The following is a 14,135-nucleotide window of genomic DNA, read 5'->3' as shown; positions in this document are numbered from 1 at the left end:
TTCAGATTTTCAGACCTGTTAAATTCTATCAAAGCAAAAATGGATATTTTTTCATTAAAAAAACCTTTGCCGCCAGTTTGCGTCTGGTATTATCTCAGCGCCAGTTTAATCAGTTGTTCTAATGTCAGGTCGTTACCTTCTTTTTTCAGAATGGCATCAATGCTTTTTTCGGCTGCGGCTCTTTGAAACCCTAAAGTAACCAATGCTGTAAGGGCTTCGCTGCGCAAAGCAGCATTGGCCGGTGCAAATATATTTGTTGTGGCGCCGCCCGGCAACGACTCTTTTTTAAGTTTATCTTTCAGTTCAATAATGGCTCTTTGGGCGGTTTTCAGACCAATGCCTTTTATGCTTTGAATGGTGCGTACATCTTCTGAAACAATGGCTTGTTTGATTTCACCAGATGAAAGCGATGATAGCATAATTATGGCGGTACCCGGCCCTATACCAGACACACTGATGAGGTCTTCAAACAATTCTTTCTCTGCGTTGTCGTAAAAGCCATAGAGTGTATGTGCATCTTCTCTTATTATCAGCAGGGTTTGTAGTTTGCATCTTTCACCTGTATTGTGCAACGCAGCGTAGGTCTGAAGCGAAATTTTTACATGATAACCTACACCTGCCACATCAATAATTACAAAGGTAGGGTCTTTGAAAGCCAGTTTACCGTCTAGATAAGCAATCATAATATTCTACAGCACGAAGTGGCCTGTAAGCGTGGTTTAACAATCAGTAACACGTATTAAAATGTAAAGAAATAAAAAATAAGGCACTTTAACACCTTTTCTGGTCTATTTTACCATATTAACACGCAAACCGGCACTAATTTGCCCATTCAGAAAAAATGGCGATGGCAGTGCTTCTACATAAACGCCTGCATCAATGAAGAACGCCAGCTGAGGGCTGGGTAGTTTAAACTCGGCTCCGGCGGTTCCTGTTGGTCCTAATGATATTTTGCTGACCGATTTTACACTTTCAAACCTCCAGGCATCCGGAAAATGCCTTCTGCTGTTTATTTGCCCGCCAAAGCCATAATATACATGGCCCCAGTCTTTACCAAACAAGGGTTGATGAAACAGGTATATGCCTTGCACCATGAAACCTGCGGTTTTGTATTCTCCGTTATTATACCGGCGATTATTATTATACACTAGTCCGTAAGTGCCAACGTTTACATCAAAGGCTCTTGCTCCGTCCTGAAAATATTTTCTGATGTTAGCTCCCAGGGGCTCTCCTAAGCGAAAACCTACAGCCCAATTGTTATCATATTGCGCCTGAACAAGGTTTACTGATGACAGAATAATGGCAGGAATCAGGAGGAATAGTGTTTTTTTCATAAGTGAGAATTTAAGTGTTTAATAGCGCTTTTTTGAACATGACAATCGAAACTGATTTTACCCTGCTAAAAAAGCTATGTGTTTGCGTCATTTATTATCTGATGCTTCATTAACGTACAACGCACACACAAAATTTTGCATCTTTTTTTAGAATTTGTTTTTCAATAAAAAATGCGCCAGATAGCTGAATCAGGCGCATTTGAAATATATTGATTCATAACTTACTGAATCAAATCAGCATTAGCCATGATGTAATTTAACTCATTAATATCATCGGCATTCAGTTTTAAAGTACCTTTTACCGTTATTCTGTCGTCGGTATTAAATCTTTTGGTGGTTTTTTTGAATTTAACCTGCACCACAGATTCAGGCCCTGCCTGGCCGCAGAAAAAACAAGAGCTGTAAGGGTTGGCAGAAAGCACATACATGTTGGCATCAACATCAACAGGTATCATATAACCTGTCAGCACTACTTCTTTTCCCTGCAAGCCGGCTACTTTCTGGCCAAAAGTAGGGTAAAGCACAAACATTGATTCTTCTGCACTCCATTTCTTTTTAAAAGTTACGTCTCTCAGGGTTTCCCAGGTAATTTTTGTAGGCTCTTCTGCCACGAAACCAAATGAAAGCGCGCCTAAAAAGAAAAGGTTGATGATGAAGTACTTCGATAGATTTTTCATTTTATTTTCATACCCTTTGATAAACAAAGGACGTTTAGTTTATAGATGTTGTTCTGATTAAAGGAGCTAAGCCTGAAATTATTGTATAAAATTAAAATATAATTTATTCTTCAGCAAGTGTTCGTGAAATATTCAGCCTGTAAATATTCACAGACGGCAGAGCCGCAGCCAGAATGCCAATTGCTAAAGCACCAATAAACAGGTATATTTCGCCGGTTTGCAGGCCAATCTGGCTTACGTCAAAATGGAATTTCTTGCTGATACTGTTTGATATTAATAATACACCTGCTCTGCTAAAAACCACACCGGCTGCAAAACCAAACAAGGCTAGCAGTACGCCTTCCAGCAATAGCATCAGAAACAAGCGTGTACGGCTGGCACCCATTGAAAGCATCAATGCCATTTCGTATTTGCGTTCTTTTAAAGAGTTATAAAGCGAAACAAAAACGCTGATACCCGATATAAGCATAATGACAGCCGCCAGAATCTGTAATCCATCCATGCCAATGCCCAGGAGTTCAAATAAACGGTTTACCTCAATAGCTGGCAGGGCTGCCTGAAGTTTAGAGTTCTGGTTAATATTACGCGGCATGGTCATTAGCCCCATAGGCGAACGGAACTTGATAAGCGCACTGGTAATTTCTTTTTTGCTCATGTCTGCCTCACCTTCTTCATGTGCCTCACCCTCAGAATGCGCTTCTTCATGGTCATGGATGTTCCAGACACTGCTCAGGCTGGTAAGTACAACGTTATCAATAACAGAGTTATTAAATTCAAGAATACCCACAACTTTATATTTCTTGTCTCCGTGTTGTTCTCCTTCGGCATCAAGCCCATGAGAGCTTATAAAGGTATCACCCGGTTTTAATCCGGTATTAGCAGCTACCTGAGCGCCTAAAACCACATCAAGGTCTTTTTTAAAGATTGCACCCGTGGCAAAGTTTGCTTTAAAATGCTCAAGATATTTTTTGTTGGTGCCTACAATCCTGTACCCACGGTAGTTGTCACCCATTGATAATGGTATCATTTCTTTTACAAGGGGGTTCTGCGCAATCTCCAGCACATCGCTCATATAAACATTTCCGGTTGGGTTATCTATCTGGTAAACGCTAGACAGAATCAGTTGCAAAGGGCTGCCTTTAGCGCCTACAACCATATCAATGCCACTTATGTTTTTGGCAAATTTATCTTGTAATTGTTTGCCGAGCAGCAATAGCAGTGAGATTATGGCTATGCCCAGGGTCATGAGTAGTACGCATAAAAAACTGTTCAGTTTTTTATCGAGTATATTTTTCCAGCTTATTTTGAGTAGCATCGTTTATTATTGAGTATAGGGTATTTGAGATAGGCCATAATTGGCTCAGCTCAATATAATTTTGTTATTAAACTTATCTTTCAGGCGTTGGTCGTGCGTTACAATTACCAAAGACGCACCTATGTTTTTTGATTGGTTTTCAAGCAGGTTAATTACCTTTTCGCAGTTCTCGTCATCCAGGTTAGAGGTGGGTTCATCTGCCAGTATCACCTCAGGGCTGTTCATTAAAGCACGTGCAATGCTTACCCGTTGCTGCTCGCCACCGCTCAACAGTGTTGTTTTTTTATCTAGCAACTCATAAAAGCCCAGGCTTTTAGCCAGCTTTTCTGCCTGTTCTCTGGCCAGCGCTTTATCTGCCAGATAATTAGCCAGCAAGAGATTATCAAGCACGGTGAGCGAACTCACAAAATGAGATTTCTGATAAATAATACCCAGGTGCCTTGCCCGCATTTTCGCCGCTTCTTTTGGATTTAGAGTGGCAAATTCCTGATTGTCAATTTGAATAGACCCGCTTTTGGGGGTTAACAAAAGCGCCAGCAGGTGTAGCAGCGTAGTTTTGCCAGTGCCTGAATTACCCAATATAAGCAGGGTGTCGGCCGAGGCACATGAAAAAGACGGAAAACTGAATTGCTTTTGTTGATTATAAGCAAATGTAAGATTGCGGCAAGTTAGCATTAAAGTTTTTTGTTCAAAGATACGTATTTGCAACTATATTGCACAAATGTTTGGGTATCAGTTCATGAAAATTTAATCCAAAACTACATAGCGTAATGGAATGTGGAAAGCCTTAAGGTAATTTTTAAATAAATAATTTGAAATTACAAAAAAAGCGAGAAGGCCGTCTTCAAACCTTCTCGCTTTTATATACCCTATTAGGGCTTTTGGGGGGTGGGAGTTAATCTGTCTTCAAAGTTTTTACAGGATTCATCAAAGCGGCCTTTATGGCCTGATAGCTCACTGTCAATAAAGTAATCAATACTGCACCCAAAGCAGTTATCGCAAATACCCACCATGAAATATCAGTCTTGACGGTAAATTTGGCAATCCACTGGTTCATAAAATAGTAGGCAACGGGAGTAGCTATTACTATTGAAATAACCACCAGCATTACAAAGTCTTTTGAAAGCAATTGCCAAAGTCCGAAAACGGTGGCTCCGAGTACTTTTCGTACACCTATTTCTTTTGTTCTTTGTTCTGCCATAAAAGATGCCAGGCCAAAAAGACCCAGACAGCTGATAAGTATTGCCAGAATAGCAAACGAAGTAGCAATTTTACCTACTCTTTCTTCATCTGCAAATTTTTTATTGAAGTCTTCATCGGCAAATCTGTATTCAAAAGGTTCAGTAGGGTTAAATCTCTTAAAGGTTGCTTCCAGCTTTTCAACCGCTGTCGATGCGCTTACGGAAGGGTTTATTCTGGCTAAAACAATGTTTTCGGCCGTGTTGCTTAGAAAATAAACTATAGGATTAGCGGCCTCGTACGGCGAGTTTACCACCATGTCGGGTACTACGCCAATTACAGTTGCAGGCCTGCCAAACCATTTCAGTACTTCTCCTACCGGTTTTTTAAAGCCCATAAATCTGGCGGCCGCTTCGTTGATAATTACTGCTGATGAATCTGAGGCAAAATCTTCAGAGAAATTCCGTCCTTCTTTAAATTTCCAACCAATAACTTGTGCATAATTGTAAGATATACCTGTTATAGGTAAATCTGTGGTAAGAGAAGGGTCTTTCCCGCGCCACTCAATTCCGCCTGTTGTACCCCAGAAAGCCGTAGTCGGATTGCTGGCTTCTGCCATTTCAGTTACTGCACCTGATTGAATCAATTCTCTTCTGATAGCCTCCTGGTGTTTATGAAATTCCGGGGTTGAAACACTGATGGATATTAGCCCATTGGCATTATACCCTATGGGTCGGTTTTTGGCATATTGTATTTGTTTAAACACAATGATGGTTCCTATTACGAGTGTTACCGATACAGCAAATTGTATTACCACCAGCACCTTACGCGGCACAGCTGCAAAACGCCCTGCTTTAAATGTGCCTTTCAGAACTTTTATAGGTTGAAATGAAGAAAGATAAAGAGCAGGATAGCTGCCCGAGATAAGCCCGATAAGGAGGCAGAAAGTAATTCCCACAAGCCAGAAAATAACATTGCCAAACGGGATGGTCAGGTGTTTGGAAGCAATGTCATTAAAAAAAGGTAGACTAAGCTGAACCAATAGCAAAGAAATGATAAATGCCATGCCCACTACTACCATTGACTCGCTCAGAAACTGGCCAATCAGCTGCGTTCTTAAAGACCCGATTGCCTTGCGGATTCCCACTTCTTTGGCCCGTTTTTCGCTGCGTGCTGTACTCAGGTTCATGAAATTTATACAAGCCAGTATCAGTACAAAAATACTGATGATACCAATAAGCCTGACATATTCAATTTTTCCGCCTGTATTTACACCGTCTTTAAATTCAGAATACAAGTGCCAGCGGCTCATCGGCAACAAAAACAATTCGGGCTTTTTTCTGGCCAGATACTCATTTACCTTATTGAGCTTAGCATTTTTTATTTTGAACGATACCTTCTCAACTTCTGCCTTATCAGTAAGTTGTGCGTAAATCTGAAAAGCATTTGGCCGCCAGGGGTCATCTTCTTTTTTTATCCAATCGGTATTGTTGAAGTACAAAGCCCATGGGGCAACAAACGCCATATCATGAAAAGTGGTGTTTTCTGGCAGGTCTTCGTAAACTCCGGTAACTTTTAAGTCTAGTTCATTATTGATTTTTATGATTTTGTTCAGAGGGTCTTCATTGCCAAAAAATACGCTGCTTAAAGATGCTGATAGTATAACAGAACCCGGTTCTTTCAAGCCTTCGCTGCTGCCTTTTATCATTTTTAGGGTTAGCATATCTGCAAACTGTGGTTCGGCAAAAATGCCCTGTTTGCTTAGTTTATTGTTACCCAATGTGAGCAGATGTGAACCCACGCCTGTTGTTAAAGCCACCGATTTAAAATCGCTTCCGTAGCTTCTACGCAGTTCATCAGCCAAAGGATATGGCACATAAGGTTGTGTGGTTTTTTTACCATTGTTGGTAAGGTTTTGCATTATCTGCATAACGCTGTTCTGGTTTTTATGGTAGGTATCAAAAGATACTTCATCAAAAACCCATAGCCCAATTAAAATGGCCACGGCCATGCCCGTTGCCAGACCGAATATATTAATAAATGAATACCCCTTGTGTTTAAGGATATTTCTAAACGCTATTTTGAAATAATTAAGTATCATCAGACTCTTAGCCCCTAACGGGTGGCTTGCCTTTTGGGAGCATTACCTATTTGAAAACAAGATAAGCTCCGGATTAATAGATTTAAAACCTATGTAATGCATAAGCTATTTTACCTACGCTGGTTTAGAAACACTTACTCTGCCTTCAATGATTTTACCGGATTCGTCAATGCTGCTTTAATAGATTGGAACCCAACCGTTGCTATTGATATTACAAAAATTAACAGACCAATAAAAGCATAAAACCACCATTGAATTGTAATGTGATATGCGAAGTCCTGTAACCATTTATCCATAAAGTAATAGGATAGAGGTATAGCGCAAACAAATGCAATACCCACCAGTTTTAGGAAATCGGTAGAAAGCAGCACGGTAATGCCTGCTACCGATGCCCCTAATACTTTACGGATACCAATTTCTTTGGTACGCTGCTCGGCAGCAAAGGCTGCCAGGCCGAAAAGTCCGAGGCATGATACCACAACTGCTACAATGGCAAAAGCGTTAAAAAGGGTTGCAGTGCGCTGTTCGGTCTTATAAAGGTTGTTGTAGGTTTCATTAAGAAATTTGTATTCTAATGGGCGGTTAAGGATAAACTCTGACCAGATTTTTTCTGAAGCGCGGATAGCCTGTTGCTCTTTGCCTCTGGCTGGTTTTACAAAAACGCTGCCTCGCCAGTTAGAGCTGTTAAACACTACAAGTGGTTCTATTCTTTCATGAACACTTTTATAATGGAAGTCTTTCACTACTCCGATAATTATTCCTTTTCTGCCATGGAGATTGAATCGCTTGCCCACAGGATTTTTAATTTTAAACTTTCTGATGGCAGCTTCATTCAGTACTACATTATCGTTGTCGGCGGTGTTGTTTTGTTCAAACCACCGGCCATCTGCCATTTTGAGGGCGAACAGGTTCTGAAAATCATATTCAGCTGATAATTGCGCTACCGTCGGCTCAAAGTCTGCAGGGCGGCCATCCCAGTCAAGGCTTCCGCTATGAGAACTTTTTATTTCAACAATGTTCTGGCTGGCTAAGGTTACCCCTTCCACGCTGGTTTCAGATAGTAGTCTGCTTTTTACGGTTTGAATATCAATTTTTTCGCGGATGTTCCAGGGAATGGTAAACTCAAAGATATTAGCTTTTTCGTACCCTAATTTCATACTCCTGATAAACTCAATCTGCTGAAACACAACCAATGTGGCAATAAGGAAAACAGAAGAAACCACAAACTGAACTACAACAAGTGTTTTTCTGAATGAGCTGTTATTTGATTTAAGTATGTTTAAACCTTTTAATGCCCTGATAGGCTGAAAGGAAGACAGCAGAATGGAAGGGTATACGCCAGTGAGCAAAACGGACATTAAGGTTGTGCCTGTAAGTACCTGCCAGAGTGTCAGATTTGTTAAATCGGGGGTAAAGTTTTTATCTGTCAGATTATTGAAAACAGGCAACAAGCTGTAAATAAGACCCAAGGCAATCAAAAGAGCAATTGTACACATCAGAATTGACTCAACCATAAATTGAATGAACAACTGGGTGTATCCTGCACCAATAATTTTTTTGACACTCACCTCTTTTGCTCGAAGGCTGGCACGTGCAGTGGCCAGATTTACATAATTTATACAAGCTGTGAGCAATATTATCAGTGCAAGAGCAAGAAATACATAAGTGGTTTTGGCATTCCCCTGGGGCGCTCCTGTAAAACGCCCGATACCATCAGTATGAATAGCGGCCAGGGGTTCAGCTTCCAATGTAATATCTTTATTTATTTCACCTGTTTTTTCATCTCTGCCTGCATATTGAATAACCCTTGTAACTTTCTGATCAATTTTTGAAATATCAACCCCCTGCTTTAACAAAATAAAAGTTTCATAATTGTAATTGTTCCAATTGTTGTCATTTTCAAGATTTTTTGGGTTTGACAAATAGGCTGCCATTGGCAGAATAAAGTCATACTGAAAACTGGAATTGGTAGGGTTATCTTTAAAGACTGCCCTCACCATGTAGTCAAGCGTATCAATTCTGATAATTTTTCCGCTTGCTTTTGTTGAACCGAAAATTTGCATTGCTTTAGATTCGGTCATGATAATACTTCTTGGATTCCGCGCAAATTCGTTCAGATTACCATCCACCAGTTTATAATCAAACATCTCAAACCAGTTTTCATCAACGCAGGCTACCTTTTTTTCAATAGAGGTCCAACTGTCTGTTTTCATAGACGCACCATTCCAGAAGGGTCCTGTTACTCGTGTTACCGCCTCAATTTCAGGCAATTGTTTAATTTGTTCTGCCAGTGGCAGCGGGGTAGTAGCCCAATGCCAGGTATCTTCTTTATTTACCTTGTTATGGGTGATTATCTGTCTGATTCTATGTGCTTTTTCATGATAAGTATCAAAACTCAGTTCGTTCTGAACCCATAATAATATCAAAACGGCTACGGCCATACCAACAGCCAGCCCACCAATGTTAATGAATGACGACACCTTGTTTTTTAACAGGTTTCTGATTGCGAGTTTAAGGTAATTGCTTATCATAAATTAATGTTGTAGAAGTATGGGTGATAGTTACTTTTACAGGTTAACTGTTTTAATAGTCAAATTACCTGTAAAGCATTTAAAAAATACGTAACATTAATGGTAATCTCAAATGATATGCCAATCCGAAAATATACCTTTAACGCGCTCAAATATTAAATTTATTGCGTTTTAGTGTCCGATATCGTACAGTTGGTTTGTCCGAAAGCGTACAAAAAAAACAGCCATTTTCATGGCTGCCTTTTAGTTATTGCAAAGCATTAAAAATCAAAAAACCGGTTTTTGTCTCAGTGTTTCCAAGGTTTCCTTTACACCATCCTGATAACTCGTTGGCTTTACTTTGAAGTACCTTTCAAACTTACTGCTATCGAAAAAATAGTCTCTGTCGAATTGATAACGCATCTCATACATCTCTTTCATGAAACGTACAAAAAGGCCTGTTACCCAAACCATCCATGCAGGTATTAACTGGTATCTGGCGCTTTTGCCCATTTCACGGGCAAACAACTCAATCCATTCTTCTCCTGTCAGGCTGTGTTTATCAGTCGGTAAATTCCATATCTGGTTATAGGCTTCAGCAGTGTTGCCCAGCAGGGCGGTAGCTTTGGCGGCATCGGGCACATATATAAAAGAGTGCTTTACTTTGGCATGGAACATCCATTGTGCTTTTTTGCCGGCAATCAGGTTTTTATATATCAGTTCAACAGGCATGCTTCTGTCTTTTACTGCTCCGTAAAAATCTGGTGCACGGGCTATAATGGCTTTCAGGTTTCGGTTTTCAATGGCATTCAATATCATTTTATTGAGCTGCATGCGCATTTCGCCTTTTTTACTGGTGGGGCTGAACGGAGAATTTTCAGTGATGTGCTTTACGTGATTGCCGCCTATCATATATACACTATCAAAAAACACAAGCCTGGCGTTGTTTTCAATGCAGGCATCAATCACGTTTGTCATCAGGGCTATCCAATACTTTTTCCATACTTTCAGGTTGTATTCAAACCCAACGGTAAGATATACAATTTCAGACCCCTTAATGGCTTTAAAAACCTCTTCTTTTACAGTAAGGTCGGCAGAGAGAATGGTGTCCGTATCGTTTATTTTCTTCGGATTACGGCTTACCAGACGAATATCATTTGTATAGTTTTTGAGTGCTTTGGCGAGTTCGGTACCTATGGCACCGCTGGCTCCTAAAATAGTTTGCATAAGGCGTTTTGTTTAATTTGACAATGCAAATTTCAGTAACAAAAGCCTTGTTGGTCTTGACAAAAATCAAGAAATGGTTTTACGCCTGATACGGCTGAAAGTTTCGGGGGTCATGCCCAGCATAGAGGCAAGATATTGTAGTGGAACCTGATTAAATAATTCTTTATTTTGCTCGAAAAAAAACTGATAACGCTCTTCAGCAGACATGGAAAGATGCCGGAAGATGCGGTCTTCTAACATAATAAAGCAACGGGCTATAAAGAGTTTTTCAAGCAGGTGCCATTTTGGAATCCGCGTGCCAAGACGGCTGTAATCTTCTTTGCTAATGGTAAATAGCTCAGTGTCTGTAAGGGCCTGGATAGTCCAGCGGGCTGGTTTTTCAAAAACAAAGCTGGCAAGGTCTGTTGTGAAATATCCTGCGGTAGAAATCCACTGGGTAACCTCTCTGTCATCGGTTGTGGCATAAATCCTTATCAGGCCATACCTGACAAAACTCATTTTTTCACAATAACGACCCGTTTTTAGATAAAAATCTCCTTTTTTTAGGGTTTGCGGTTTAAATAACGAACTAATGTGCAGTAGGTCTTCTTCATCTACTCCAAAATAAGAATTAATATATTTTTCTAGCTCTGTCATAACCTGTATCTGGCTTACTTGTAATTAGGCTTGGTGTAAGAACCATTTTTTACTGATTCTTAATATGGCCACTCAAATTAAGAATAATATTTTATGTAGTTTTGAAAAATCTAAAACTTAACACCTATTTGCGCATGGAACGCCGCGATTTTATTAAAAACATTTCTCTGGCAACACTTTTATTGGCCGATGGCAGCATCTTACCGGCACTGGGTGCTGATGCCTTTGCAAAAAAGCCAAAATTAAGATTTGCCGTGGCATCAGACGGCCACTACGGACAAGCCAAGACTGACTTTGAACAGTATTTTGCTACTGCCGTAAACCAGATTAATGCGCAACATAGAAAATCGAAACTTGATTTTTGTGTTTTTAACGGCGACGTTATTCATGATAATCCTGATTTTTTGCCTGCTTCAAAAAAAGCGCTTGACGGCCTGCAAATGCCTTATTATGTAACCCAGGGAAACCATGACCGCGTTGAACCGCAGATTTGGGAAGATACCTGGAAAATGGCGCTCGATTATGATTTTACATCCAAAAACAATGCTTTTTTGCTAGGTACTACTTCTAACGTGAAAGGTCAGTACCTTTGCCCGAATGTGAGCTGGTTCAGAAACAAACTGGAAGAGCATAAAGACAAAAAGAATGTATTTATTTTTGTGCATATAACGCCGGTAAAATGGACAGACAATGGCAAAGACTGCGTGGAGTTTCAGGAATTGCTTAAACAGTATAAAAATGTAAGAGCGGTTTTTAACGGGCATGACCACGACCAGGAAGGGGTAAAGTTAAAAGATGGCATTCCTTATATGTTTGACTCGCATATCGGAGGCAGTTGGGGTACGTCTTATCGTGGATTCAGAATTGTGGAGCTAAACAAAAATAATGACATTCTTACTTATCTTCTTAATCCTGTTGATATAATTAATCTGGACAATTTCTGAAATTGAATATCCATATTTTAAAAAAGCAGGGAGACAGAGAATCCAGAAGAGTATTGTCTCCCTGCTTTTTTTAATGGTTAAGTAACTACTTTTTAAATTTCAGATAAGCCTCGGCGTATCTTTGACCCATCTGGCGCTGGCCATCAGAGTTGAAATGCACAAAGTCTCCTTTATGGGTCAGGTCTCCGGTACTAATTAATGCTGCATACGGGTCTGATGCCACATATTTTTTCATAATATCATTAATCGCGCTCCAGTTTTCAGGTGTTTTAGAATAGGAACCCAGTTCGCCTAAAATTATGGGTAGTTTATCATTGCCGGCATAAGACCTGAAAATACCAAATAGTTTTCGTAGGTTTTGTTCATAAAGCGGTATCCGCTTGGCAGTGGCGTCACTTTCTCCCTGATGCCAGATGATGCCTTTAACTATGCCTTTTGTTTTGGCAAATGCCATTTTTTCTTTGAAATTGGTCAACAAACGAACTTTTCTTTGAACCGAATCGCCTAGCCACTGGCCTATATAGCTGCCCCCAACAGCTGTGGGTATTAATAAAATTGTTACCTTTTTGCTAATGTGTTTTTGCAGGGTTTTGGCAAAAGATAGTCCACAGTCAAGCCCTTTCATGTTTGGTTCATAAAAGTGAATAGGTTCTTTGGCTTTTATAATTTGGTTGTCTTTATCAATGGTTAGTATTTTTTCGTCAGTGAGGGTGTCCTGTGCTTCAACTACCCCTCTGCCGGCCATGTTAGATTGCCCGGCCATCAGAAAAACCCAGGTTTCTGTTTTCTGTTTGTCATTTGTATTGTTTTTAGTTGAGTGGCAGGCAATAAGCCCGGCTAGCATGAGTAGGGTGCAAATAAATAATTTCATAGTGTCAGGTTGTCGGTTTTATGTTGGGTTTTATTTAAAATTTTCACCAGCAGCGGCAGTGTCAGCCCCTGCACAATAAGCGTAATAAGTACAACTACAATTGATATAAATATAACTGCATCTCTTTGCACAAAAGGGCTGCCATCCTGCAGAACAAACGGCAGCGAAAGCGCCGATGCGAGTGAGACTATTCCGCGCATACCAGCCCAGCCAATAATTAATGAATTTCTCCAGTCAATTTGTTCATCGCCATATAGCCTGGTTCTGAAACCCATCAAATTCTGTGTGCGTTTATCAATGGCTTTTTTTAAGTTATTGCTGTGCCCGAAAATCCAGGCAATGCGCAGTACAAGCATAATGAAGGCAATCAGAAAACTGTAGCCAATGTAAGGCATAATATCGGTGTGATTGATACTTTTAATAACATGAGGAAACTCAAGGCCAATAAGGATGAAAATCAGTCCATTGAGCAAAAATATGATTACGTCCCAGAAAGCCTTGTTTTGCTTTTTGGTTTCAACTGAAACCAGCCTGCCTGAATGCACTGCCAATGTTATGCCCAGTGTTACCGCAGAAAGCACACCAGACACATGAAATTCTTCGGCCAGCAGATAAGCAATAAACGGAGATAACAAAATGGCACTGATGGCTATAAGATTATTATGATATACCTGCAGAAGAAAGAAGGCGAGTATGCGGCCAATGCAAATACCAACAAATATGCCCCCCAGTGCTACCCAGATAAACTGCAACTGGGCTTTCCAGAGTACAAAGCTGGTGCCTGTAATGGCAGCTACTGCAAAGCGGAAGGCAATAAGTCCCGAGGCATCATTTACCAGGCTTTCGCCTTCAAGTATAGTAATTGTTCTGTGAGACAAACCTAAGCCTTTGGTTACGTTGGTTGCCGCTACTGCATCCGGCGGCGACAAAATGGCCCCAAGTGCAAACGCCACCGGCCATGAAATGCCCGGTATGAGATAATGAGCAATGACAGCTATGGCTGTTGTGGTTAAAAAAACAAGCGGAATAGCCAGCGTGCTTACGGTTGAGAGGTTTTTGCGAAGGTCTTTATAAGATATATTAAAGGCGGCGTCGAACAGCAAAGGCGGTAGAAAAATCAGGAATATGATTTCGGGGTTAATAACTACGGTTGGCACACCGGGCAAAAAACCAATGCCTATGCCGGCAGTTACAAGAAGAATTGGGTACGAAACTTTTATGCGGGTAGCCACGGCTGATAAAACTATCATGATACCCAGAATAAACAAAACAATGCTATAGTTTTCCATTTCATTCAGTTTGCGTAGAAAGGGGCAAAGAAGAATAAAATTCGGTAAAAAC

The 14,135-nt window shown here is 40.4% G+C and carries 12 protein-coding genes; 1 reads left to right on the top strand and 11 read right to left on the bottom strand.

What is annotated here, in order from left to right:
* Positions 1-89 precede the first annotated feature (89 nt).
* The 9 genes from ruvA to C0V77_RS15035 all read right to left on the bottom strand — a co-directional run bounded on the left by ruvA (position 90) and on the right by C0V77_RS15035 (position 10,979).
* Positions 90-683, bottom strand: coding sequence for a Holliday junction branch migration protein RuvA (ruvA, locus tag C0V77_RS15075; protein ID WP_101727168.1), 594 nt, complete (start codon positions 681-683; stop codon positions 90-92).
* 105 nt (positions 684-788) lie between these two features.
* Positions 789-1,334, bottom strand: coding sequence for a hypothetical protein (locus C0V77_RS15070; RefSeq protein WP_229236294.1), 546 nt, complete (start codon positions 1,332-1,334; stop codon positions 789-791).
* A 221-nt stretch (positions 1,335-1,555) separates the two neighbouring features.
* Positions 1,556-2,011, bottom strand: a complete 456-nt coding sequence (locus C0V77_RS15065) for a DUF3299 domain-containing protein (protein WP_101727167.1) — start codon at positions 2,009-2,011, stop codon at positions 1,556-1,558.
* 103 nt (positions 2,012-2,114) lie between these two features.
* Positions 2,115-3,326, bottom strand: a complete 1,212-nt coding sequence (locus C0V77_RS15060) for an FtsX-like permease family protein (RefSeq protein WP_101727166.1) — start codon at positions 3,324-3,326, stop codon at positions 2,115-2,117.
* Between the two features lie 45 nt (positions 3,327-3,371).
* Positions 3,372-4,001 (bottom strand): ABC transporter ATP-binding protein, encoded by a 630-nt coding sequence (locus C0V77_RS15055; RefSeq protein WP_101727165.1) that lies wholly within the window; start codon positions 3,999-4,001, stop codon positions 3,372-3,374.
* Between the two features lie 220 nt (positions 4,002-4,221).
* Complete coding sequence (locus C0V77_RS15050) at positions 4,222-6,606, bottom strand: ABC transporter permease (RefSeq protein WP_101727164.1); 2,385 nt, start codon at positions 6,604-6,606, stop codon at positions 4,222-4,224.
* 134 nt (positions 6,607-6,740) lie between these two features.
* On the bottom strand, positions 6,741-9,137 hold the full coding sequence (locus C0V77_RS15045; protein WP_101727163.1) for an ABC transporter permease: 2,397 nt from the start codon (positions 9,135-9,137) through the stop codon (positions 6,741-6,743).
* A gap of 267 nt (positions 9,138-9,404) precedes the next feature.
* Positions 9,405-10,343: an NAD-dependent epimerase/dehydratase family protein gene (locus C0V77_RS15040; protein WP_101727162.1), complete on the bottom strand. Its 939-nt coding sequence runs from the start codon at positions 10,341-10,343 to the stop codon at positions 9,405-9,407.
* Between the two features lie 66 nt (positions 10,344-10,409).
* The gene (locus C0V77_RS15035; RefSeq protein ID WP_101727161.1) at positions 10,410-10,979 is read right to left on the bottom strand and encodes a Crp/Fnr family transcriptional regulator; all 570 of its coding nucleotides are present in this window, start codon (positions 10,977-10,979) and stop codon (positions 10,410-10,412) included.
* A gap of 134 nt (positions 10,980-11,113) precedes the next feature.
* Here C0V77_RS15035 and C0V77_RS15030 point away from each other — a divergent pair, with 134 nt between their 5' ends.
* Complete coding sequence (locus C0V77_RS15030) at positions 11,114-11,923, top strand: metallophosphoesterase (RefSeq protein WP_101727160.1); 810 nt, start codon at positions 11,114-11,116, stop codon at positions 11,921-11,923.
* 85 nt (positions 11,924-12,008) lie between these two features.
* Here the strand turns inward: C0V77_RS15030 and C0V77_RS15025 are convergent, their stop codons facing one another.
* Positions 12,009-12,794 (bottom strand): sialate O-acetylesterase, encoded by a 786-nt coding sequence (locus C0V77_RS15025; RefSeq protein WP_101727159.1) that lies wholly within the window; start codon positions 12,792-12,794, stop codon positions 12,009-12,011.
* Positions 12,791-14,083, bottom strand: coding sequence for a Na+/H+ antiporter (locus C0V77_RS15020; protein WP_101727158.1), 1,293 nt, complete (start codon positions 14,081-14,083; stop codon positions 12,791-12,793). Before C0V77_RS15020 ends, C0V77_RS15025 begins: the two co-directional genes overlap by 4 nt.
* Positions 14,084-14,135 lie beyond the last annotated feature (52 nt).

The sequence above is a fragment of the Emticicia sp. TH156 genome (genome assembly GCF_002855535.1).
Lineage (GTDB): Bacteria > Bacteroidota > Bacteroidia > Cytophagales > Spirosomataceae > Emticicia > Emticicia fluvialis.
Note: the sequence above shows the minus strand (reverse complement) of the source record. Positions and strands in the feature narration are given on the sequence as shown.